This window comes from Pontibacter ramchanderi, assembly GCF_002846395.1.
In the GTDB taxonomy this organism is placed as follows: Bacteria; Bacteroidota; Bacteroidia; order Cytophagales; family Hymenobacteraceae; genus Pontibacter; species Pontibacter ramchanderi.
Genome location: NZ_PJMU01000002.1, coordinates 156,485 through 178,059, shown reverse-complemented (window position 1 = coordinate 178,059; position 21,575 = coordinate 156,485). Strand labels below are relative to the sequence as shown.

General features: G+C 50.1%; 22 protein-coding genes and 1 tRNA gene. 11 read left to right on the top strand and 12 right to left on the bottom strand.

Features of this window, described 5'->3' with window-relative positions:
* Nucleotides 1-252: 252 nt before the first annotated feature.
* From BD749_RS07530 to BD749_RS07520, 3 genes are all read right to left on the bottom strand, one after another.
* Nucleotides 253-840, bottom strand: coding sequence for a 50S ribosomal protein L25/general stress protein Ctc (locus tag BD749_RS07530; protein ID WP_101443797.1), 588 nt, complete (start codon nt 838-840; stop codon nt 253-255).
* A 206-nt stretch (nt 841-1,046) separates the two neighbouring features.
* A complete protein-coding gene (locus BD749_RS07525; RefSeq protein WP_101443796.1) occupies nt 1,047-1,976 on the bottom strand; it encodes a ribose-phosphate pyrophosphokinase in 930 nt (309 codons plus the stop codon).
* 161 nt (nt 1,977-2,137) lie between these two features.
* Nucleotides 2,138-2,210 (bottom strand) — tRNA-Gln (locus BD749_RS07520).
* Nucleotides 2,211-2,782: 572 nt separating this feature from the next.
* Between BD749_RS07520 and BD749_RS07515 the strand changes: the two genes are divergently transcribed.
* Nucleotides 2,783-3,019, top strand: coding sequence for a hypothetical protein (locus BD749_RS07515; RefSeq protein WP_101443795.1), 237 nt, complete (start codon nt 2,783-2,785; stop codon nt 3,017-3,019).
* A gap of 333 nt (nt 3,020-3,352) precedes the next feature.
* Here BD749_RS07515 and BD749_RS07510 read toward each other — a convergent pair whose 3' ends face one another.
* On the bottom strand, nt 3,353-5,863 hold the full coding sequence (locus BD749_RS07510; protein WP_101443794.1) for a S9 family peptidase: 2,511 nt from the start codon (nt 5,861-5,863) through the stop codon (nt 3,353-3,355).
* 232 nt (nt 5,864-6,095) lie between these two features.
* On the opposite strand from BD749_RS07510, the gene BD749_RS07505 reads away from it, so the two are divergent.
* The 3 genes from BD749_RS07505 (at nt 6,096) to atpC (ending at nt 8,640) form a co-directional block, all read left to right on the top strand.
* Nucleotides 6,096-6,548 carry a hypothetical protein gene (locus tag BD749_RS07505; RefSeq protein ID WP_101443793.1) on the top strand — a complete coding sequence of 151 codons (453 nt, stop codon included), beginning with the start codon at nt 6,096-6,098 and terminating at the stop codon, nt 6,546-6,548.
* Between the two features lie 266 nt (nt 6,549-6,814).
* On the top strand, nt 6,815-8,320 hold the full coding sequence (atpD, locus tag BD749_RS07500; protein WP_101443792.1) for a F0F1 ATP synthase subunit beta: 1,506 nt from the start codon (nt 6,815-6,817) through the stop codon (nt 8,318-8,320).
* 74 nt (nt 8,321-8,394) lie between these two features.
* Complete coding sequence (gene atpC / locus BD749_RS07495) at nt 8,395-8,640, top strand: ATP synthase F1 subunit epsilon (protein WP_101443791.1); 246 nt, start codon at nt 8,395-8,397, stop codon at nt 8,638-8,640.
* Between the two features lie 176 nt (nt 8,641-8,816).
* Here the strand turns inward: atpC and BD749_RS19245 are convergent, their stop codons facing one another.
* The 4 genes from BD749_RS19245 to BD749_RS07485 form a co-directional block, all read right to left on the bottom strand.
* Nucleotides 8,817-9,071, bottom strand: coding sequence for a S41 family peptidase (locus BD749_RS19245; RefSeq protein WP_245869124.1), 255 nt, complete (start codon nt 9,069-9,071; stop codon nt 8,817-8,819).
* 156 nt (nt 9,072-9,227) lie between these two features.
* Entirely contained in the window at nt 9,228-9,404 is a 177-nt protein-coding gene (locus BD749_RS19240; protein WP_245868904.1) for a hypothetical protein, read from the bottom strand.
* Nucleotides 9,405-9,670: 266 nt separating this feature from the next.
* Nucleotides 9,671-10,015: a hypothetical protein gene (locus BD749_RS07490; RefSeq protein ID WP_101443790.1), complete on the bottom strand. Its 345-nt coding sequence runs from the start codon at nt 10,013-10,015 to the stop codon at nt 9,671-9,673.
* 206 nt (nt 10,016-10,221) lie between these two features.
* Nucleotides 10,222-11,289 (bottom strand): flavin reductase family protein, encoded by a 1,068-nt coding sequence (locus BD749_RS07485; RefSeq protein WP_101443789.1) that lies wholly within the window; start codon nt 11,287-11,289, stop codon nt 10,222-10,224.
* Nucleotides 11,290-11,436: 147 nt separating this feature from the next.
* On the opposite strand from BD749_RS07485, the gene BD749_RS07480 reads away from it, so the two are divergent.
* Nucleotides 11,437-12,567 carry a trans-sulfuration enzyme family protein gene (locus BD749_RS07480; RefSeq protein WP_101443788.1) on the top strand — a complete coding sequence of 377 codons (1,131 nt, stop codon included), beginning with the start codon at nt 11,437-11,439 and terminating at the stop codon, nt 12,565-12,567.
* Between the two features lie 167 nt (nt 12,568-12,734).
* Nucleotides 12,735-13,541, top strand: a complete 807-nt coding sequence (ispE, locus tag BD749_RS07475) for a 4-(cytidine 5'-diphospho)-2-C-methyl-D-erythritol kinase (RefSeq protein ID WP_101443787.1) — start codon at nt 12,735-12,737, stop codon at nt 13,539-13,541.
* Here the strand turns inward: ispE and BD749_RS07470 are convergent.
* The 3 genes from BD749_RS07470 to tgt form a co-directional block, all read right to left on the bottom strand.
* Nucleotides 13,497-14,438 carry a DMT family transporter gene (locus BD749_RS07470; RefSeq protein ID WP_101443786.1) on the bottom strand — a complete coding sequence of 314 codons (942 nt, stop codon included), beginning with the start codon at nt 14,436-14,438 and terminating at the stop codon, nt 13,497-13,499. The genes ispE and BD749_RS07470 overlap by 45 nt on opposite strands.
* A complete protein-coding gene (locus BD749_RS07465) occupies nt 14,438-15,514 on the bottom strand; it encodes an LptF/LptG family permease (RefSeq protein WP_101443785.1) in 1,077 nt (358 codons plus the stop codon). Before BD749_RS07465 ends, BD749_RS07470 begins: the two co-directional genes overlap by 1 nt.
* A 126-nt stretch (nt 15,515-15,640) precedes the next feature.
* Nucleotides 15,641-16,771: a tRNA guanosine(34) transglycosylase Tgt gene (gene tgt / locus BD749_RS07460; RefSeq protein WP_101443784.1), complete on the bottom strand. Its 1,131-nt coding sequence runs from the start codon at nt 16,769-16,771 to the stop codon at nt 15,641-15,643.
* A 274-nt stretch (nt 16,772-17,045) separates the two neighbouring features.
* Between tgt and BD749_RS07455 the strand changes: the two genes are divergently transcribed.
* From BD749_RS07455 to rsmG, 4 genes are all read left to right on the top strand, one after another.
* The gene (locus tag BD749_RS07455; RefSeq protein WP_101443783.1) at nt 17,046-18,149 is read left to right on the top strand and encodes a glycosyltransferase; all 1,104 of its coding nucleotides are present in this window, start codon (nt 17,046-17,048) and stop codon (nt 18,147-18,149) included.
* The gene (locus BD749_RS07450; RefSeq protein ID WP_007659731.1) at nt 18,140-18,748 is read left to right on the top strand and encodes an RNA polymerase sigma factor; all 609 of its coding nucleotides are present in this window, start codon (nt 18,140-18,142) and stop codon (nt 18,746-18,748) included. The genes BD749_RS07455 and BD749_RS07450 overlap by 10 nt, the downstream gene beginning before the upstream one ends.
* 190 nt (nt 18,749-18,938) lie before the next feature.
* Nucleotides 18,939-19,202, top strand: coding sequence for a hypothetical protein (locus tag BD749_RS07445; RefSeq protein WP_245868902.1), 264 nt, complete (start codon nt 18,939-18,941; stop codon nt 19,200-19,202).
* A 112-nt stretch (nt 19,203-19,314) separates the two neighbouring features.
* Complete coding sequence (gene rsmG / locus BD749_RS07440; RefSeq protein WP_101443782.1) at nt 19,315-19,947, top strand: 16S rRNA (guanine(527)-N(7))-methyltransferase RsmG; 633 nt, start codon at nt 19,315-19,317, stop codon at nt 19,945-19,947.
* A 134-nt stretch (nt 19,948-20,081) separates the two neighbouring features.
* Here rsmG and BD749_RS07435 read toward each other — a convergent pair whose 3' ends face one another.
* Nucleotides 20,082-21,035 carry a YheT family hydrolase gene (locus BD749_RS07435; RefSeq protein WP_101443781.1) on the bottom strand — a complete coding sequence of 318 codons (954 nt, stop codon included), beginning with the start codon at nt 21,033-21,035 and terminating at the stop codon, nt 20,082-20,084.
* A 132-nt stretch (nt 21,036-21,167) separates the two neighbouring features.
* Here BD749_RS07435 and BD749_RS07430 point away from each other — a divergent pair, with 132 nt between their 5' ends.
* Nucleotides 21,168-21,527, top strand: coding sequence for a hypothetical protein (locus tag BD749_RS07430; RefSeq protein WP_245868899.1), 360 nt, complete (start codon nt 21,168-21,170; stop codon nt 21,525-21,527).
* Nucleotides 21,528-21,575 lie beyond the last annotated feature (48 nt).

Here is a 21,575-nt window from a genome sequence, read left to right as displayed (position 1 = left end):
CCGAAGTTTCAGGTATAAACCCCAGCCAGTGTTTTAGCTTATCTATTATTGAATTGCTCAATGGTGGTCTGATAGGTGGTTAAATTGTTGAATGGATCAATTGCAAATCCGGAAAATCATTTTTGATAATTGTATAACAATTCAACAATGTATCAATTTAACCATTAATCAATTTAACCTTCAAGTGGAAACAAAAAATCCTGCCCCGCTCGGAGCAGGACAGGATCTTGGATGCTATGAAAGCAACGATAATTATTTCTTACCGCCGCGAGCTTCTTCAGCCTGCGCACTCTTAAGAGCACGTGGAATAGTAACGGTTGCAACCGGAGCAAGCGGGTTGGTCAGGATCTCGTAGTCACCTTTCGCAATCTTGCTTACTTTGATTGACTTACCAAGTTCCAGATCAGATATGTTTACCTCGATGTAGTCTGGCAGGTTAGCTGGAAGGGCTTTGATCTTCAGCTTACGCAGTTTTGTCACAAGCTTACCACCTACCATTACACCAGGTGAGTTACCTACAAACTTAACAGGAACCTCGATCTTCACTTCTTTGTCTTCCTGCAGCTCCAGGAAGTCAACGTGCAACAGCATTTCGTTTACTGGGTGGAACTGTACGTCCTGAAGGATCGCTCTGTAGTGCGTACCTTCGATATTCAGATCAACTTCGTATACTTCTGGAGAATAAACTAAGTCTCTGAACAGGATGGCTGGAGCGTAGAAGTGAACCTGCTCAGCGCCGCCATAAAGTACTCCTGGTACATAAGACTCATTGCGCAGCTCTTTCGTCTGTGCTTTACCGAGATTTGCTCTTTTAAACCCTATAATCTCTAAAGTTTTCATAAAAATGAATTTGTTAAATTTTTGAAGGCACAAAGGTATGTATTTAATTGTTGATTGTTAAATTGTTGATTGTTTTTTTCTTGTATTATACAACCAATTCAAAAATCAACCTCTCAACTACCTCCTAGGTCTTTCTTTTTGTTATAGCGAATTGCTGGTTGTTAATTACTGCGAACAACAATTAACAACCATCAATTAACCATCAATTATATAAACAGCGAGCTGATTGACTCGTGCGTTACCACGTTGTTAATGGCGCGGGCAAACAGCTCGGAGAAGGAAAGCACCTTGATTTTGGAGCACTCCTGGCGCAATGGAATGGTGTCAGATACTACCAGTTCTTCCAGCACGGAGTTCTCGATGCGCTCGTAGGCCGGGCCCGACAACACAGGGTGCGTTGCGATGGCTCTTACTGTCTTGGCACCTTTGTCTTTCAAAAGTTTGGCAGCCTGTGTGATTGTACCGGCTGTGTCTACCATGTCGTCCACCAGTACCACGTCCATACCCTCCACGTCACCGATCACCTGCATCGAGGCAATCTCATTAGCACGTTTGCGGTGTTTGTCGCAGACAACCATTTCAGCACCGAAGTTTTTGGCGAAGGCTCTTGTACGTACCACGCCCCCCACGTCAGGTGATGCGAAGATGAGGTCGTTGCCTAGGTTGAGGCTGCGCAGGTAGGGTACAAATATGGCCGAACCATCCAGATGATCCACTGGAATGTCGAAGAAGCCCTGAATCTGGCCGGCATGCAGGTCGCAGGTCATGAGGCGGTCAGCGCCTACCGACTGGATGGCATTGGCTACCACTTTAGAGCCGATGGAAACACGTGGCTTGTCTTTTCTGTCCTGGCGGGCATAACCGTAGTAAGGCATCACTACAATTACTTTGTGGGCTGAGGCACGCTTGGCAGCGTCTACCATCAGCATCAGTTCCATCAGGTTGTCGGCTGGCGGAAACGTGGACTGCACCAGAAATACCTCTGCGCCGCGAACTGACTCGTTGAAGTGTGGTGCCATCTCCCCGTCGCTAAAACGTAGAAGCTCAAGGTCGCCGAGTTGCGTGCCGTATGCGGCGGCTATCTTTTCGGCTAAGTACTTGGAGGCGGAGCCAGCGAAAATTTTTACCTGTGGCATAATAATGCTAAATGTTAGTAGGGTTTGGTTTAGGTTATTATGCCTGCAAAGCTACGAAATTCCGCAAATATGCTACCTGATATTTCTGATTTTTAATTAGTTAGGGAGGAGGGTGAAAAGCAAAAAAGGCAACCCGCATTGCTGTGGGTTGCCTTTTTACGTTGTCCGACCAGGTTTCGAACCTGGACTCTTCTGAACCAAAATCAGACGTGTTGCCAGTTACACCATCGGACAAGCTACCTACTAGATTTCAGAGTGGAAGCCCCTTCGTCGTTCAGTGATGCAAAGATAGGGAGGCTATTTTAAACTGCAAACATTTGCCTCAAATTTTTTTGAAAATATTCGTCCAAAATCTGCTTTAGGGCCATTCCCTCGTGCTTTTTGATGATGCAAAAGGTGGCCAAACTGGGCAAGGAAGCAGGGTGTTTTTGAGTATAACCGAGTGAAATTCATCGCCTTATTCTGAACCTGTTTTTCGGAACAAGGCCACTTTTTATAATGCGACCGAATGCGAGAAAAAGATTGCAGCTGGATGAAAAAAAGAAGGATGCTCTGTGTTAATCTGAAAAAGAATAGGGCAGGAGGCCCGCCTAAACAAAAAAATAGCAGTGGATTTTGGTGTTCACGCAGCTCTAGGCCTTGGGTGTGTGCCTGATCATCTTTATTTAGAATGTGCTTTTAACCGGGGCTGAGGTATAGCTCAAGGCTTTGGGGGATAATGTGGAAAAGTTTAACTGATTTTTATGGCTTATCTGTGTCACTATCTGGCAAGTACTGCGTAAAGAACTTTGCTAAATCTTCCAATTATGTATGCATCTGCCATGACGGCCAACACTGACATCATTACGACGACCTGTGGTCGCGAGCTTGATCTAAGCCGAACGGAACTGGTTATTGAGCGTTCCAACAGCCTTTTTAGTTACAACATCCACAAAATGGACACCGGGGAATATGTGATTGCAGAGAAGTTCTATGCCAATCCTTTTAATAACCGCTACATCCTGCTCAACGACGAGCAGATCGAAATGCTGAAACATTTATAGCCTTCGTCTCGAATACAGGGTTCTAAGAAGTACATTATAATTTAAGATTACGCTTACAATTATGTTCAAATTTTTAGCCTTCCGCTTATTCCGGGCCATCTGGGCTCAGATTCTCTAATCTAAATAACCACTTCAAAATAAAGGGCTGTCTCCGCCGTGCACCGTTTGTTAGCAAGCTGCGCATGGCGGAGATTGTTTTTAGCCTTGTGCCCCGCATCGATCTGTTATCTTAGGTGTAGCTCTGCCTGGAGCATGGTATAGCCCATAAACAGAACGGCCGCAGCGAGAGGCGTCTCACTGCGGATGTTCTGTGTGTTTCAGGATGGTTTATACCTAGTCTTCTTCGGGGGCTGTAACTGCGCCACTGCGACGCTTGTTGCCCACGTTTTCAACCTCCCGGTTCATTTCTTTAATATCTACTGGCTGGGAGAAATCGCCTAACAGGTGCTTCACAAAATAATCGCCCATCGTCCAGAAGAAATACTCGGTCATGTCGCCGAAGGCGTGGCGCTGGCCAGGCAGCATCACAAAATCGAAGCGCTTGTTGGCTTTGATGAGCGCCTGGGCCATGCGGATGGTGCCGGCTGGGTGCACATTGTTGTCTACGTCGCCGGTGGCCAGTAGCAGGTGCCCTTTCAGGTTACGGGCCAGGTCCGGATTTTTCTCAATGGCATACACAAAAGAGGTGTCTCCTTTTGGCGAGATCACTTCCTTCACGCCATGGTGCTTCTCGCTCCACCAACGGTTGTAGATGTTGTTCTCGTGGTTACCGGCGCCAGATACGGCTACTTTAAAGAAATCAGGGTATACGAGCATGGCTGCCGTGGACATAAAGCCACCACCAGAGTGCCCCGTTATACCTACACGGTCGATGTCGATGAAGCGGTGGCGATCGGCCAACTGCTCAATAGCGGCTTTCTTGTCGGCCAGGCCGTAGTCGCGGAGGTTGCCGTAGCCATAGGTATGGTACCACTTCGAGCGTGCCGGGTGGCCGCCGCGGTTACCTACCGTTATCACCACAAAACCCAACTGCGAAAGACGGTCGATGCGGTCCATGCTGCGGCCGAATGATTTGTTTACAGCTTCGGTCTGCGGGCCAGGGTATACATAGGCGATGACCGGATATGTCTTGGTCGAGTCGAAGTCAAAAGGCTTGTACATTACACCATACAGGTCGGTAATGCCATCGTCAGCCTTTACAGTGAACGGCTCCGGGAATTTATAACCCGTTGTCATCAGGCGGCCCAGATCGGCTTTCTCCAGGTCCATCACTTTGCGTCCTTTTGTGTCGTACAGCACCGATACCGGCACTGTGTTCACGCGCGATGCCGTGTTCACAAAGTAGGTGTTGTTGTCGTTCAGGCTGATGCTATTGTCAAAGTTTCCTTTGTTGAGCAAGGTCAGGCCGCTGCCGTCGAAGTTCACGCGGTACAGGTGCATCAGGTACGGGTCTTCGCCATTTTCGCGGCCATTGGCTGTGAAGTAAAGCACGCGGTTCTTCTCATCTATACCTACCAGATCCTCGGTGTGGAAAGAACCGCTGGTAATGCGGTTTTTCAGATTGCCTTTGCCGTCGTACAGGTAAAAGTGGCCCCAGCCGTCGCGCTCCGACCAGTGGATGATCTCCTTGCCGCCGCCTACCAGGCCAATGCGGTTCATGTCGATGTAGGTGTTGAAGCGCTCTTCAATCACAGGTGTTACTTTGCCAGAGGCGATATCCAGTTCGCACACGTCGATCTTTTTCAGGTCACGGCTGGTGCGGGTGAAGTACAGCTTGTCTTTGGTGCCATGCCACGTAATCGGGCGGTGCTCGTCGTCGCGCTGCTTCTGCAAGGCCGGCGCAGACCACAGCGAAAGTTCCTGGTCTTTGAAAGCGGCCGTGTTGATGCGCTTTTGCGTTTTGTTGGCGAAGTCAAAGATCAGCAGCTCTCTTTTCGGGGCTTCCTTCTCGCCTGGCATCTGGTACTTATAGGTTTCCAGCGCTGGTCTGCCCTGGGCGGTGTGGTGCAGCACCCACAGGTCTTTCACCTTGCGCTCGTCCGTACGGATCATGGCAAACTGCTTCGAGTCCGGTGACCACAGAACGAAGGCCGGCTTGCGGTTCTTCTTGTTTTTCTCACGTTCCACGTTGGTCTCGCCGCGGGAGTCGCCATAGGTATAGTACTCTACGCCGTCGGTGGTGAGCTTGTGTTCGACTATGGTCGTGTCTTTCTCGTTCTTGAGGGCCTTTTCGTAGTTGGCGCGGTCCATCCAGTAGAGGTTGTGCTCCTTTGCGAAAATCACCACCTGCTGGTCAGGCGAGATCGAGGCCCAGCGTGGCTTGGACTTCGGCTTTTCGAAATCCTTCAGCTCCACTACTTGCCCGGTAGACAGATTGTAACGGAAATAGAATGTTTTCTTCTCGAGCGAGTCGGCTGCTTTCTTGTCGAGGCGGTCTTTCTTCACCTGGTCGATTGAGCTCTTGATCTCGAACTGCACGCTCTTCTCGTCTTCGGTGAATTTCAGGTTCTGGATAGGCAGGTTCTGTGCATCAAAAGGATCCTGCACGACCATGGTCACAGCAGAGGCTACCCTGGCATTATCGAACAGCAGCTTTTTTGACTTAGTGGCCGGGTCAACAATGTACCAGTTCTTGCCATTGCTCGTCTCGTACTCGTACCAGAAGCGGTCGGAGTTTTTGAGCCAGTGCGGGTCGAGGTTGGTGGTGAAAATAAGTTTCTCCAGCTTTTTGGGTGAGAAGCGGGAAGCCAGCTGGTAGTTTCCCTTTGTCGGAGTGGCAGGCTGCTGTGCCTGTACACCAATCCCCACTAGCAGCAGCATAGCGAGAAGGTAAATTTTCTTCATGAAAAGGTTAGTTTGGTTGAATAGATCAGGTGAACAGGTATAAGCCGCTCGGTAGGTATAGACTATGAAAGAGTGTGATAGTTTAAAAAGTGTTATACTAAAATAGCGATAGCTGCTAGCTGCCATATTGGAGTAGCAAAGAGCCTGGTGGTTACTGCTGGCCCTTAGCAACACCAAAGATGCAACGCTTTGTTGCAATTTAGGGTCAAATAGTTAAAAACAGCGCCATTCCATGAAAAACGTTATACTCATCTCCGCCTTCTTATGTCTGCTTCTTGCCTGCTCCAAAGAAGATCTGGGTACTGTGAGTGCCTATTTGGGCCAGGAAATTAAGCTCAAAGAAGGGCAATCCGCACTCTATAATAGTAATGGTAGCGAGGGCGCCCCCGCTATAAAATTAAAAGTTGAGGAGGTAAGGGATAGCCGATGTCCGAGCGATGTGGTCTGTATCACCTATGGCAGCGTGGAGGTTAAGCTGAGCCTGGGGACAATGGATAGCAGCTACAGGAACATTACCATGTGTCTGGGCGATTGTGGCAAGGGCGGTCAGTGGGTGGATGAAGCCGTAGTACCCATAGGTGCTATACCTTACAAAGTAAGGCTACTGGACGTGACACCGCTGCCAAAGCATAGTGACCAGAAACGTGTAACGAAAGAGGTACAGCTCGTGTTAGAGCGCCTTTAGGTTGAAGGTTTACTGTAACCTGTTCCGGCGTATCCCCTTTTTTGCCAGTTGCTTCGGGAGAGGCCATGCCCCGGGATTAGGGTACGCTTTGCCCTTTTGTATACCTGCAGCCGCCAAAGGGCTGTAAATGTTTGGGCCGGCGGCTATACTTTGATATTGAGTAAGTTAAAACTTTTTAGAGTGTTGTGTGGAATTGTCCCTAATATACCTTAGTTTTGCGCCTTGAAATAACTCCGTTATACAAGTTAATCAATATAAAAAGTCAAATGGCGAATATTGGCAGAATTACCCAGGTTATCGGTCCGGTTGTGGACGTTAGCTTTGCGGGTGAAAACGCAAAACTTCCAAACATCTTGGATGCCCTTCAAGTGACGAAAGACAATGGCCAGGTAATCATCCTGGAGTGTCAGCAGCACCTTGGCGAGGACCGTGTACGTACCATTGCGATGGACTCTACCGAAGGTCTTACCCGTGGCGCTGAAGTAGTTGACTTGGGTGGTCCTATTACCATGCCGACAGGCGAAGGCATCAAAGGCCGTCTTTTCAACGTTATCGGCGAAGCCATTGACGGTATTCAGCAGCCAGTAAGCGCTGGTGGTCTTCCGATCCACCGTGGTGCTCCTCGTTTCGAGGACCTGGCTACTTCTTCTGAAGTTCTTTACACAGGTATCAAGGTAATTGACCTGCTCGAGCCTTATGTGAAGGGTGGTAAAATTGGTCTGTTCGGTGGTGCCGGTGTAGGCAAGACCGTATTGATCATGGAATTGATCAACAACATCGCAAAGGCTTACGCAGGTCTTTCTGTATTTGCCGGTGTGGGTGAGCGTACGCGTGAGGGTAACGACTTGCTGCGTGAGATGATCGAGTCTGGTGTAATTAAATATGGTGAGGAGTTCAAGCACTCGATGGAAGAAGGTGGTTGGGACCTCTCTAAAGTAGATATGGACGAACTGGCGAAGTCTCAGGCGACGCTCGTGTTCGGTCAGATGAACGAGCCTCCTGGGGCGCGTGCACGTGTGGCCCTGTCTGGTCTTACGGTTGCGGAAAACTTCCGTGACGGTGACGGCACTGGCGCTGGTCGTGACATCCTGTTCTTCATCGATAACATCTTCCGCTTCACGCAGGCGGGTTCTGAGGTATCGGCCCTTCTTGGTCGTATGCCATCAGCGGTAGGTTACCAGCCAACGCTGGCCACTGAGATGGGTGCCATGCAAGAGCGTATCACGTCAACCAAGCGTGGTTCCATTACTTCCGTACAGGCCGTTTACGTACCTGCGGACGACTTGACTGACCCGGCTCCAGCGACAACGTTCGCTCACCTGGACGCTACAACCGTACTTTCCCGTAAGATTGCAGAGTTGGGTATCTACCCTGCGGTGGACCCACTCGACTCTACTTCGCGCATCCTGTCTGCCGATGTTCTTGGTGACGAGCACTACGGTACAGCACAGCGTGTTAAGGAGATCCTGCAGCGTTACAAAGAACTTCAGGACATCATCGCCATCCTGGGTATGGACGAACTTTCTGAGGAAGATAAGCTGGTAGTACACAGAGCGCGCCGTGTGCAGCGTTTCCTGTCACAGCCATTCCACGTAGCAGAGCAGTTCACTGGCCTGAAAGGTGTGCTTGTTGACATCAAAGACACCATCCGTGGCTTCAACGAGATCATGGACGGTAAGTACGATCACCTGCCTGAGGCAGCCTTCAACCTGGTTGGTACCATTGAAGACGCCGTAGCCAAAGGTGAGAAGATGATGGCCGAAGCAAAATAAATTCATTAAACAGACATCAGTGATCAGGAAACAAATTCTGGTCACTGATAACTGTTAACTGTTAACTGAAACAGATGTATTTAGAGATAATCACACCTGATAAGAAGGTTTTTGCCGGTGAGGTTGAGGCGGCTCAGTTTCCGGGTACAAACGGCTCGTTTGAAGTCCTGAACTCGCACGCTCCCCTTATCAGCACCCTCGAAAATGGCAGAATCCGTATCACTACCAAGCAAGGACAGACGTTCTACAATGTGGATGGTGGTGTGGTAGAAGTGCTGAACAACAAGATCATCGTACTGGCTGAGTCAGTAAGCGAATAGTACAGCATTAGCTAAAGAATAAAGAAGCCCCTTCTGTTCGAAAGAGTAGAAGGGGCTTTCTGCTTTCTTTAAGATTAATGTTAGGTGCGATGAAAGAAATATAACCATATTACCTAGCTAAGCAGCTATTCCTGAGTACTTCCATTTCTGATTAGCTGTCGCATGTGATCTATGGCTTAGTGCAGCACATCCACCTTCTCATTCACAAAAACATCCGGTGCTATACCATAAGGGTCGATTGGGTTTTTATCAAGATCTCTTGCCCGATAGGACGAAGGAAACACGACCTCGAAACAGCCAATGTTCTTCGAGAGACCATTGAAGCCATCTACTACACCTGCAGTGTTCTGGCCGTACACTACTACACGGTCACTTTGGTTGGCGCGAAATACAAAAGTCTCGCCGGAGCTCGCCGTTTCTTTGTCTGTCAGAATCGCGATTTATTTCGGACCATGGTATAGCGTGTCCGGTTTGTAGGAAAAAAAGGCTCTGGATAATCGAAGTAGGCTATTCCTTTATTCGTCAGCGGGAGCTCGTAGATTTCCTTTTCGTTATACGCTTCAATTTTTTTACCGGGCTTTCCTGTTTTATAATCCATCAGCTACTGAATGTTTATTTATTAAGCCAAAAACCGCCTGAGGGTATTGGTAGGGCATCACCAGAAAGTAATTAGCATCATTTCCGCCGCTGTTTCCCCGGACATCCACGATCATAAAATTGGCTTTCATGATGTTGGCATGATGCAATTTCAGCAGGCTGTCCACGTAAGCCTGGTCCAGCGAGTAGAAGTCAGGGAGCTTGAGGTAGAGTGTTGATGTAAGCCTTTCATTTGCACTACTCTCCCGTCCTTCAGCACAGCCATGGCTATACCTGGCACCTGAAAAGTAGCCATCGTCCGTTCCACCAGCTGGTCAGTTTCGGGGGGAGGTAATGGTTTGCGCCTGAGCGAACGAAAGGCTGCTCAGCAGAAAGATAAGAGCTAAAAGGAGACGGGCCGGCGTACAGTGTTTCGTAAGCTTTTAAGTAGGGCTTAAGGTTTGATAACCGGCATCGGGAAGGCTATCGCAGTGTCAGGCTTTAAAGCCAGAATGGGGAAATGTACAGCTGAATCGGGCTTTAGAATGGGCATCTGGCCCCGTAGTTGCGTGTTTTCTGCTTTGCCAGGTTTTTTATGGGCAGATTTTGGCAGCAGGCTATACCTGCTGCCTGGCTTTTGGAGTGGACTCAGTATACCTGATGAGGAGTATCTGCCATTGTATCGCAGATCGAGTTTTTTGTGAGACGGCTTTAACCGCAGCTGTGGTCGGTCCAGGTCTTGTGCCTGTGCTGCAAGGCATACCAGCACTAGGCAGGCAATAGCGGTGAGTGTTTTCATGTACTGTGCAGTAAAGATGTAGGGGCGTTATCTCATCAGCCTGCTCCCCGCTATTGACTTGATCAGTCAGAACTCACCTGGGTGTAAGCAGGTATGGCAGCTGCCAATTAAATAACGCTTCTTAAATATAGTGAAATCTTAATAAGATTTTGAACACTAACTGCACTTTTTAGGATGTATTGTAGTATGGCGGCCGGGCGTAGTCTTTACAAGATCTCCAGTTCCACATCCCCATCCACCGGAAAACCGACACAGGTTAGTGTCATACCTTTCTCCATATCCCGCTCTGTGAGCACCTCGTTGTACGACATCCATACCTTACCGTGCAGCACCCGGGCCAGGCAGCTGCCGCACTTGCCCGTTTCGCAGCTGTAGGGCATCGGTATACCTGCCTGGCGGGCACTCTGCAGGATGTTGTTTGGGTAGCGCGATACGATCTGGTGCGTACTGCCGCCGATGTGTAGCGTAACACGGTGCGCGGCCGTGTCGGGGGGCATGAGCTTGGCGGGCTTGCGGATATCGGTGTTGAAGATCTCTTTGCGGATATTGCTTTCAGGTATACCAAACTGGCGCAGGGCAAACGACATCAGGCGCATGTAGTTGTCAGGGCCGCAAAGGTAGAAGAGCAGTTCGTGGTGCGGCGCCCTGGCAAGCGAACTGACGAAGCGCTGGAGCAGGTCTTTGTGCAATCGTGCCCGGCTCAGGTCAGGGGAGTTGCTGAAAAGGAACTCGGTATGCAGCCTCTCCGGGAACCGGGTTGCCAATTGCCGGAGAGGGGGCAGGAACATACTCTTTTCTTCGTAGCTGTTGCTATAAAGCAGCACAGCCGACAAGTCCGGGCGGGCGTGCAGCAACTCTTTGAGCAGCGCGTAGATTGGTGTGATGCCACTGCCGGCAGCCAGAAAGAAAATTTGCTTGTAAGCGCTTCCTTCTTCCGGCAAGGTAAACAAACCGGCTGCCCCGGTAGTGATCAGCTTGTCTCCCACACGGGCATTGTCGATGAGCATGCGCGAGAAAAGGCCGTTCTCGATGCGCTTGACCCCGATGGTGAGTGGCTCCTGCAAAACGGGAGCAGAGGTGATGGAATAGGAACGGCGCACTTCGCCATGCGTGCTAGGGTGCACCAGTGTCAGGTACTGGCCGGCTTTGTAAGTTAGTGGCTGGCCATCTTCGGGTTGCAGTGTAAAAGTTTTCACGCCAGGTACCTCCTCCTGTATATGACGGATGGTCAGGCTGCGGTAATGTTGGTTCTCGGCAGGTATTGGGTGCGTCATGTCTTTGTTTACGAAACTTATTAGCTATGTGGGTCAGGCAGCCGGGAGTAAAAGTTTAAGCCAGGCCCTGTCTCAAAAATAAGCAGGTTTGCCGGTCTATTTCCAAATCCTGCCTATCTTTAACGAAGAAATACGCTATACCTGACCATGGCACAGATCCACCCGAAAACCACGCCCATTTACCAGACTTCCGTCTTCACCTTCGAAGACCTGAATGACCTGGAGCTGTACTTCGACCAGCCGGACCACAAGTACATGTACACCCGCTACGGCAACCCCAATTCCGACGAGCTGGCCGACGAGGTGAACAGTCTGGAAGGAGGCGCCGGGGCTGTGGCCACTTCGTCGGGTATGTCGGCCATCCTGACGGCGGTGCTTACCTATTGCCAGTCAGGGGATCATCTGTTGTGTGCCGAAGAAATATACGGTGGCTCGGCGGCTTTGCTGTCGCAGGAGCTGACCCGCATGGGCGTGGCCGTGAGCTATGTACCTGGCGAAAAACTTTATTCCTTAGCGGAGTATGTGCAGCCGAACACGAAGCTGCTGCTGGCCGAAACCATGAGCAACCCGCTCCTGCAGGTGGTAGACCTCCAGCGGCTCGCCTCCGAAACCAAACGCGCAGGTATAAAATTGCTCATCGACAACACCTTTGCCACACCCGTAATAACCAAACCGCTGCACCTGGGGGTGGACATGGTGATCCATAGTGTAACCAAATACCTCTCTGGCCACAGCGACGTGACGGCAGGCGCTGTAGTGGCAGCCAAAGCAGAAGACATAGAGCGCAGCAAACAGATCATGCGGGTATACGGCCTCAACCTGAGCCCTTTTGAAAGCTGGTTGGCGGCCCGTGGCCTCAAGACCCTGAACGTGCGGATGAAACAACACTGTTTTAATGCGTTGGCAGTAGCCGAGTATTTGTACAGCCACCCAAAAGTGGAGCAGGTATGGTACCCCGGCCTGGCGCAACATCCACAACACAAGCTGGCCAAGGGACAAGGCTCGGGCATGTTTGGGGGCATGCTCTCTTTCCGGATCGAAGACGACCTGGACACGGTGAACACCTTTATGAGAGCATTGAAGCATATTCCGTTCGCCCCATCACTGGCGGGCGTGAGCAGTTCTATATCGCACCCGCTCCGCACCTCGCACCGCAGCCTTAGCGCGGAGCAACAGCAGAAACTGGGCATCACGCTGGGAGTGATCCGGCTGTCGGTAGGTATAGAGGAAACCGTAGACCTGCTGGCTGATCTGGCGCAGGCGCTGGATAAAGTTTAGTGATTTAGTGAGTTATAGAAGGATGGGGGCTATGCCTGGGTGAGTAAGGGTATTCGTTTGCTGAATTGATGTGATGATACGATCAAGTCTTTCGTCCTTTGTCTAAAAGTCTTTTGTCAAAAGAACTTCCATATGGAGGTCTCCAAGGCAGATAAACAATCATACCTATGCTGGATTTTCCGAATGCTAAGATAAACCTGGGACTGCTCGTGACGGAGAAGCGCCCGGACGGATTTCATAACCTGGAGTCGTGTTTCTACCCGGTGCGGTGGTGCGATGCGCTGGAGATCGTGCCAGCCGAAAAGGAGACGTTTACGATGAGCGGCCTGCCCGTGCCCGGCAACCCGGACACCAACCTGTGCCTGAAAGCCTATCGCCTGCTGCAGCAGGACTTTAAGTTACCACCTGTGCACCTGCACCTGCACAAGGTTATCCCGATGGGAGCGGGGCTGGGAGGAGGCTCGGCCGATGCAGCTTTTGCCTTGAAACAGCTCAATGGCTTGTTTGACCTAAACCTGAACGAAGACCAGCTCGAAAACTATGCCCGCCAGCTCGGCAGCGACTGTGCTTTCTTTATCCGGAATAAACCGGTGATCGCAGTTGAAAAGGGGGATGTGTTTCAGCCGGTTGAGCTTGACCTGAGCGGCTATACCTGTGTAATCGTATACCCCGGCATCCATATCACAACCGCCGAAGCGTATGGCAACATTACGCCCAAAAGGCCAAGCTGTGGCATCGAGATGTACCTGAAGCAGGATGTAAGGGTATGGAAAGAGATGCTCCACAATGACTTTGAAGAAGCGCTCTTCCCGCGCTACCCGGAGCTGGCAGGTATAAAAGCACAGCTGTACGGCGCAGGTGCCGACTATGCTTCCATGACCGGATCAGGCTCGGCCATATATGGCTTGTTTAAGGAAGAACCCACAGACCTATTCTTTCCCGGCCACTACCTGCTCTGGAAAGGTCTGCTTTAACTTCTTGCGACGCTCGCTGTAGGTGTCCAGCACCGGGTGGATGAACACACTGATCAGGATAACCAGCGCCCCTATGTAGAAGTTGGAGGTCATCTGCTCGTTCTCGTTGAAAATGAGCCAGGCCAGTAGAATACCATAGATCGGCTCCATGTTCACGGTCAGGTTCATGGTATAGGCCGAGATTTTCTGCATCAGCCTGACAGAAGCCGTATAGGCGTACACCGTACACACCAACGACAATACCAGCAGGTATACCCAGTCCATGCCATTCATGGCAAAGCTCAGCGACCCCGTCTCTGTGAACAGGTCGGCATAAACAGGAAAAAACAGCGCGGTGCCAAGGCAGGCGCCCGCCATTTCATAAGCGGTAATGGTGGTGGATGGGTGTTTCTTAGCCAGACGCGCGTTGATGATCGTAAAGATGGCGCCGAGCAGCGCAGAACCCACGGCCATGCCGATTCCCAGCATGTTGTCAAACTCCGTTTCAGCCTGAAAAATGATATAAAGCCCCAACAGGATTAGCAGCCCCAGCAGGATTTCGTGAACTTTAAGCTTTTTGCTGGTGAAGGCGGGCTCGAGCAAGGCCGTCCACAAACTGCAGGTTGCCATACCTACCAGGCACAGCGAAACCGACGAGATGCGGGCCGATGCGAAAAACAGGATCCAGTGCGCCGAGATCATCAACCCGACCCCCATGATGATGAACATGTTGTTGCGGCCAAGCCAGAAGGGCGTCTTGCGCCGGTAAATGATGGCACCCAATGCCAGTGCCGCGATAAGCGTGCGCAGGAAAACCAACTCAACCGCAGGTATGGTAATCAGTTTGCCTAATATGGCGGTGAAACCCCATAGCAAGACAATGAAATGGAGCTCGATAAAATCCTTGAGACGCGGCATTAGCGTGGAATATAACGGTAAAGAAGGAATCCTATACCTGTGAAAATAATACTCGGCACCCAGGCCGCATACATTGGATTAAGGTCGCCTACCTGGGCCAGGCTGCGACTCGTGATCACGAAGATAATGAACACGAAGGCCAGGAAGAAGCCCAGCGCAATCTGCATCCCTACACCACCCCGTGCCTTACGGGCACTCACGATCACACCAATTACCGTGAGGATAATAATGGCGAAAGGATAGCTGTAGCGTTCGTATTTCTCGATCAGGTAGGTTTCGATGTCGTCAGCGCCCCGGTTGACTTTTTCCTGGATAAAGCGGTTGAGCTCCGGCAGCGTCATAGTTTGCTCCAGCTTGTAAGTACTCTCAAAATCTTTGGGAAGCATATTGAGCGTTGTGTCCAGCGCGCCGCCGTGGTAGATGCTCTCATTTTCGCCGTCGAAGGTGCGCAGGGTATAGCGGTCTACACTCCACTTTTGCCGCTCCGGGTTCCACTGTATGCTGTTAGCAGTTAGCTTTTTGCTCAGGTTGGTGCCTTTTATCTCTTCCATGGCAAAGTTATACCCCACGTGCGCCGTGTTGTTGTAGCTCTCCATGTACACGTAGGTGTCAGGCGCTATTTTGAGGTGGATGTTGCGGCTGTCGTAGGTAAAGGGGCTCTTCACGTACTTCACCTGAAAAGCCACACTCTCCTTGTTCGAGTTCGGGATAACCCAGCCGATGAGCGCAAAGATCAAAGCGCCAATGATAGTCGCTCCGATCAGGTAGGGCACCAGAAAACGCTTGAAGCTAACGCCACCGCTCAGAATAGCCACAATTTCGGTATGCGAAGCCATTTTAGAGGTCACGAACACCGTGGCAATAAACACGGTGATCGGGCTCAACATGTTGGCGTAGAACGGAATCAGGTGGATGTAGTAGTCGAAGATGATCTCGGAGATGGGCACACTGTGCTTGATGAAGTCGTCGTTTTTCTCGGTGAAGTCAATCACCAGGATCACCGCGACCATGATCAGCACCGTGAACACATACGTGGTCAGGAACTTCTTCAGGATGTATTTGTCAATTAGCTTCAAGCCGTTGTCTTAAGTTAGAAGGTTAAAAAGTTAAAAAGTTAAAAAGTAAATGAAATTAAAGATCGAAAGTTATAAGTTCTCAACAGAAAACAACTTTTTAACTTTCTGACTTCCCAACTTTCTAACTTAAAGCCTTACCATCAGTTTCTTCACCATCACGTCTTTCCAGTCGCGGAAAGTGCCGGCAATAATGTGCTGGCGGGCCTGTTTTACCAGCCATAGGTAGAACGTCAGGTTGTGCACGCTGGCGATCTGCCCGGCCAGGTATTCGCCGCTGTGTATCAGGTGGCGAAGATAGGCCTTGCTGTAGAACGTGCTCACATAGCCGCCTAGTTCCGCATCGATCGGGCTGTGGTCGGTGGCCCACTTCTGGTTGCGTATGTTGATGACGCCCTGCGTGGTAAACAGCATGCCGTTGCGGGCATTGCGGGTCGGCAGCACGCAGTCGAACATATCCACACCCAGGGCGATGTTTTCCAAAATGTTGGCCGGCGTGCCCACACCCATCAGGTAACGCGGCTTGTCAGCTGGCAGTATGTCGCACACGATCTCGGTCATCTCGTACATCATTTCGGCTGGTTCGCCCACAGATAGGCCGCCAATGGCGTTGCCTTCGCGGCCAAAGCTGGCAATCGTCTCCGCTGATTGCACCCGCAGATCTTTGTAAGTACTGCCCTGCACGATCGGGAAGAGTGTCTGGTCATAGCCATACTTAGGTTCGGTGCTGTCGAAACGGTCGACGCAGCGCTGCAGCCAGCGGTGGGTGCGCTCCATTGAGTTCTTGGCATAGGTATAGTCGCACGGGTAGGGGGTGCACTCGTCAAACGCCATGATGATGTCGGCCCCGATGGTGCGCTGCGTGTCCATCACATTCTCCGGCGTAAAGTTGAGCGTAGAGCCATCGATGTGCGATTTGAACTTGACGCCTTCTTCTTTGATTTTGCGCGTGCCGGCCAGCGAGAACACCTGGTAGCCGCCGCTGTCGGTTAGTATCGGGCGGTCCCAACCGTTAAACTTGTGTAAGCCACCGGCCTGCTCGAGTATGTTCAGGCCCGGGCGCAGGTAGAGATGGTAGGTGTTGCCCAGAATGATCTCAGCTTTGATATCTTCCTTGAGTTCGCGCTGGTGAACCGCTTTCACGGTGCCAGCTGTACCTACGGGCATGAAGATTGGGGTTTCGATGGCGCCGTGTGCGGTCTGCACCACCCCGGCGCGAGCCTTCGACTGTATATCTTTTGCTACTAATGAAAACTGCATGGTCTGTGATTGTCAGCGCGCTATGCTATAAGCAGCAAGCCAAAGCTGAAGCGGCGCAAAGGCCCCTGTTTTTTGCTAAATGGTTATCGGAATAATCTGCAAAGATACAAAGCGCAATGCCACAAAACATAAAAGATTATTAAATCGACAAGATGTTCGTAAATGGCCTAATTATACCTATTTTTGGTTGTTAGATAAGTTGTAGCAGTATGTGCGATTTAAGATGTAGTGCCTTCAACAATTTAACAGTTAACAATTCAACCATTAACAAGATTTGATTCCACTTATACTCCTGGCAGTGCTGGCTTTCTGCGTGCTGGTGCAGCTCTTTTATGCTTTGTATTATTTCCTGCCCCTGAGCAGGTATAAAGACCCGGAGCCGGACACCCTTCGGCCAGTGTCGGTGATTGTGGCGGCGCACAATGAGCAGGATAACTTATTTGAACTTCTGCCCATGCTGCTGGACCAGCAGTACCCCGAGTTCGAGGTGATCCTGGTAAACGATCGCTCAACCGATGACACAGAATTTTACGTGTATGAGCTCGAGCGCCAGTTCCCGAATTTCCGGGTGGTGACGATTAAAAAGACACCGGAATATCTCAATTCGAAGAAATACGCGTTAGCTTTAGGTATACGCGCGGCCCGTTACGAACACATGCTGTTCACGGACGCGGACTGCCGCCCTTGCAGCGACCGATGGATCGAAAAAATGCAGAGCGGCTATTCTGCTGGTGCTGACCTAGTTATCGGTTACTCGCCTTACAAAAAGCTGGGCGGTTTCCTCAATCATCTGATCCGGTATGAAACCTTACTGACCGCAATTCAGTATCTGTCTCATGCAAACAAAGGACACGCTTACATGGGCGTTGGCCGAAACTTATCGTATACTAAGTCATGTTTCTTTAGGAACAAGGGGTTTGCATCTCATATCAAGACTACTGGCGGCGACGATGATCTTTTTGTCAGAGATGCCGTCAACAATAGTAAAGCAAGCATTGTTATCAGCAAGGAAGGGCAAACAGTCAGCATTCCCAAAAGGACGTTTCGGGAGTGGCTGATACAAAAAAGGAGGCACATGGCCGCCGGCAGGCAGTACAATGCGGCAGACAGAGGAAGGATAGGGACTTTTATTTCATCCAACATTCTTTTTTACACGCTAGTAATTATTCTTCTTGTTCTAAATAGCCATTTGACTATATTGGCTGCACTGATCGGAGTTCGCTACCTGGTGGTGTTTCCGGTCTATTTAAGTGTGGCGCGCAGATTAGACGAAGGGGTTTCTTTGCCGTTGTTACCGCTGCTCGATATTGCCTATTTTTTTAGTTACCTGCTCCTTGGGGTATCCGTAGTATTGAACAAACGAATCAGATGGAAGTAAACAAACAATTCTCCGCAAAAGCAAAGCACGATTTCAAGCTGATACAGGCGGCTGTTGAGGAAAACGACGAGAAAGCTTATGCTGAGTTGATGAGCATCTACAAGAAGCCGGTATACCACGTGGTTCTCAAAATGGTGCGCAACGCCGACGATGCCGAGGACCTGACCATAGAGGCTTTTGCCAAGGCTTTCCGCAACCTGCATAAATTCAACCCGGAGTATGCCTTCAGTACCTGGCTATTCCGCATTGCCACCAACAACTGTATCGACTTTATCCGCAAGAACCGCATCAAGACGATGAGCATCGACTCGGCCATTAAGATTGACAATGGAGACGAGATCACGATTGACTTTAAGGACAAGAACCTGAACCCGCAGGAAGAGGCGATCAAAAACCAGAAGATCGAAATCATGCAGTACGTGGTGGCCAAGCTGCCAGAAAAGTACCAGCGACTGGTAACGCTCCGCTACTTCAACGAACTGTCCTACGAAGAGATCGCCACAGAACTAAACGCCCCGCTCGGCACCGTAAAAGCCCAGCTTCACCGCGCCCGCGAGCTGCTCTATGACATGGTGAAGAATAAGAAGCACCTTATTTAATTGTTGATTGCTGATTGTTAATTGTTGGATCACAACACGATTAATCCGGAAAACAATCAACAATTATCAATTAACAATCACAAAAATATTGATTACGTTTTTAGAGCCCCTGTTGCTTTGTGCGGCAGGGGCTTTATATTTTAGCTGATTTCCGTACTTATTTCATATTTTTGCAATACCTATACCTGTAATGGGGCACCACCAGCAAAACACCTATACCTTGCAAACACAGTCTATGCGAAACCTGCGCGAAGCCATACTGGTAGGAATGGGGAAGCTGCACCTACACCTGCGCCATAGAAAGCGGGCAGAGGCTGAGCAAGAACTGCACCGCAAGTACCAAGGTCAGTACCGCAACGCCGGCCTGGTTTTGCTCTTCGATATGTTCATGGCCCTGGCTGTAGTAGTGGTGGTAGCTGTTGTGGCAGGTATACTATACCTTGTTTTGAGTTAGAAAGGTAAAAAGTTAGAAAAGTGAAAAGTTAATTGATTTTGCTTTATACTTCTCAACTTTCAAACCATTCAACTCTCTAACTTCTAAACTTTCTAACTTCTAAACTGAAACCATGTCCATCTCCATCCGCACACTTTTGTCAGGTTATTTTCCGGAGCTTACCGAGGACCAGTTGGAAAAATATGAGCGTATGGCCGAGCTGTACCGCGAGTGGAACGAGAAGATCAATGTGATTTCGCGCAAGGACATGGAGCATATCGGGGAGCACCACATCCTGCACTCGCTAGGTATAGCCAAGGTGATCCAGTTTCCGGCGCAGGCGCATGTGCTCGATGTAGGCACCGGCGGCGGACTACCGGGACTACCACTGGCGGTTATGTTTCCGGAAGTTAAATTCCATTTGGTAGACTCTATTGGCAAAAAGATACACGTAGTGCAGGAGATTGCCCGTGAATTGCACCTGCATAACGTAACCGCCACCCATACCCGTGCCGAGCAGGTACGCGAAAAGTTTGACTTCGTGGTGAGCCGCGCCGTCACCCGGCTGGCCAATTTCTACCCATGGGTGATGAACAGCTTCAAGAAAGAGGCTATACCTAATAAAGGTATCTACTACCTCAAAGGGGGCGATTTGGACGAAGAAATAGCCGAGTCTGGCCTGATCACGAAGGTTTACGACCTGAAAGACTACTTCTCAGAAGAGTTCTTCGAGACGAAGAAGGTTGTAGTAGTACCGATGCCTTAAAAATTGTTGATTGTTAGTTGCTGATTGTTTTGTCTCAAGCGATTGAGTTTAATAGGTATAGATTACCCTTTTATAATGGGCTAGATATTGACAATAAAAAGCAATAATTCAACCATCAACAATTTAACATTTCATTACACTCCCTCCAGCAAAAACTGCACGGCCCTGGCCTCTGAGTAGTAAATGTTGTTCCTGAAATCTTCGGCAAAGCCTACATGGCCGCCTCCTTCGGGTGTTTCCAGGTATAGGTATGGGTTTTTCCTGGCCTCTTCGAACGGAAAGCATGAGGTTGTCAGGAAAGGGTCATTTTTAGCGTTCACTAGCAGGGTTGGCACTTGTATGCTTTCCAGAAACTGTTTGCTACTGGAGCGTTTGTAGTAGTCGTCTGCATTTTCAAAGCCATGAAGCGGGGCCGTGTATTTGTTATCGAACTCCGGAAACGACCAGAACAAACTATACTTACTGAGATCGAGCGCATCCGGGTACATTTCTTTTTTCTGCTCCAGCTTCTGGCCCAGCGTTTTTAAGAAGCGCTGGGTATAGATCTTGGAGATGCGACTGGCAGAGCTTTTGAGATCGATCGGCACCGAGAAAACAGTTGCCCGCTTCACTTCCGCAGGCACTTGCCCCGAGTTTTCGCCGAGGTATTTCAGACTGATGTTGCCGCCTGCACTGAAGCCGATCAGGTATACGGTGTCGTAATTTCCTTTGCCGAGGGCGTGGCGCACTACAAAGTCGAGGTCGTCGGAGGCACCCAGGTGGTAGGAGCGGAGGAGTTTGTTGGGCTCGCCGCTGCAACTACGGTAGTTCCAGGCCAGCGCATCTACACCGCGCTCGTTCAGAGCCTTCACCATGCCCATGATGTAAGGCCGGTGCGAGTCGCCCTCCAACCCGTGCGAAAGGATGGCCAGCGACCGGGATTCTACGCGCGACCAGTCCACATCGATAAAGTCGTCGTCGGGGGTGGTCAGCCGCTCGCGATGATAGTACACGCCCTCCACCTGCCGGAACAAACTAGGCACAATGGTTTGGATATGCCCGTTGAACAGGTAAAAGGGAGGTTTGTGCAGGGATGGTAGGATCGGCATGGAGCGTAAGGGTATTTGTAATTAATACGAAAAATTCAAAATTACAGTCTTTCTATATTTACTGCCCTATCTGTGGGCCGCTTTTGTCGTACTCTCTATAGAACACTAACAGAACAGAAGAAGATGAAGTTTATGAAACATATAAAATCGTGCGCGCTGGCCTGCCTGCTGGCGTGCCTGGTAATGGCCTGTACTTCCGAAACACGGCATAGTGCCAATCGGGAGGTAGAGGAATTTTCGGCTTGGGTAGACGAGAACAGCAAACGGGCCGAGACAGCCACTGAAGAGGAATGGAATGAGATGGAGGCGGAGTACAACTACAAAGCCACCGAAATAGAGAAACGCAGCGCCGACTGGGACGACCAGACCAAAGCGGAGTGGGAAAAAGTGCGCACCCAGTGGCAGGAGACAGTCGGTCGGGCCAATACCAGGTTCAGGGCCACTGATGAAGAACCGGAGTTTGAAGTGGAGCCGGAAGAAGGTGGGCAATAGAATCCCATACAACACTATATAGCAGAATGCTATACATTTATATGCTTT

What these genes read in the sequence shown, in the direction of transcription:
- BD749_RS07530 (WP_101443797.1), bottom strand. Translation starts at nt 840, where the DNA reads ATGAAAACTTTAGAGATTATAGGGTTTAAAAGAGCAAATCTCGGTAAA.
- BD749_RS07525 (WP_101443796.1), bottom strand. Translation starts at nt 1,976, where the DNA reads ATGCCACAGGTAAAAATTTTCGCTGGCTCCGCCTCCAAGTACTTAGCC.
- BD749_RS07515 (WP_101443795.1), top strand. Translation starts at nt 2,783, where the DNA reads ATGTATGCATCTGCCATGACGGCCAACACTGACATCATTACGACGACC.
- BD749_RS07510 (WP_101443794.1), bottom strand. Translation starts at nt 5,863, where the DNA reads ATGAAGAAAATTTACCTTCTCGCTATGCTGCTGCTAGTGGGGATTGGT.
- BD749_RS07505 (WP_101443793.1), top strand. Translation starts at nt 6,096, where the DNA reads ATGAAAAACGTTATACTCATCTCCGCCTTCTTATGTCTGCTTCTTGCC.
- atpD (WP_101443792.1), top strand. Translation starts at nt 6,815, where the DNA reads ATGGCGAATATTGGCAGAATTACCCAGGTTATCGGTCCGGTTGTGGAC.
- atpC (WP_101443791.1), top strand. Translation starts at nt 8,395, where the DNA reads ATGTATTTAGAGATAATCACACCTGATAAGAAGGTTTTTGCCGGTGAG.
- BD749_RS07490 (WP_101443790.1), bottom strand. Translation starts at nt 10,015, where the DNA reads ATGAAAACACTCACCGCTATTGCCTGCCTAGTGCTGGTATGCCTTGCA.
- BD749_RS07485 (WP_101443789.1), bottom strand. Translation starts at nt 11,289, where the DNA reads ATGACGCACCCAATACCTGCCGAGAACCAACATTACCGCAGCCTGACC.
- BD749_RS07480 (WP_101443788.1), top strand. Translation starts at nt 11,437, where the DNA reads ATGGCACAGATCCACCCGAAAACCACGCCCATTTACCAGACTTCCGTC.
- ispE (WP_101443787.1), top strand. Translation starts at nt 12,735, where the DNA reads ATGCTGGATTTTCCGAATGCTAAGATAAACCTGGGACTGCTCGTGACG.
- BD749_RS07470 (WP_101443786.1), bottom strand. Translation starts at nt 14,438, where the DNA reads ATGCCGCGTCTCAAGGATTTTATCGAGCTCCATTTCATTGTCTTGCTA.
- tgt (WP_101443784.1), bottom strand. Translation starts at nt 16,771, where the DNA reads ATGCAGTTTTCATTAGTAGCAAAAGATATACAGTCGAAGGCTCGCGCC.
- BD749_RS07450 (WP_007659731.1), top strand. Translation starts at nt 18,140, where the DNA reads ATGGAAGTAAACAAACAATTCTCCGCAAAAGCAAAGCACGATTTCAAG.
- BD749_RS07445 (WP_245868902.1), top strand. Translation starts at nt 18,939, where the DNA reads ATGGGGCACCACCAGCAAAACACCTATACCTTGCAAACACAGTCTATG.
- rsmG (WP_101443782.1), top strand. Translation starts at nt 19,315, where the DNA reads ATGTCCATCTCCATCCGCACACTTTTGTCAGGTTATTTTCCGGAGCTT.
- BD749_RS07435 (WP_101443781.1), bottom strand. Translation starts at nt 21,035, where the DNA reads ATGCCGATCCTACCATCCCTGCACAAACCTCCCTTTTACCTGTTCAAC.
- BD749_RS07430 (WP_245868899.1), top strand. Translation starts at nt 21,168, where the DNA reads ATGAAACATATAAAATCGTGCGCGCTGGCCTGCCTGCTGGCGTGCCTG.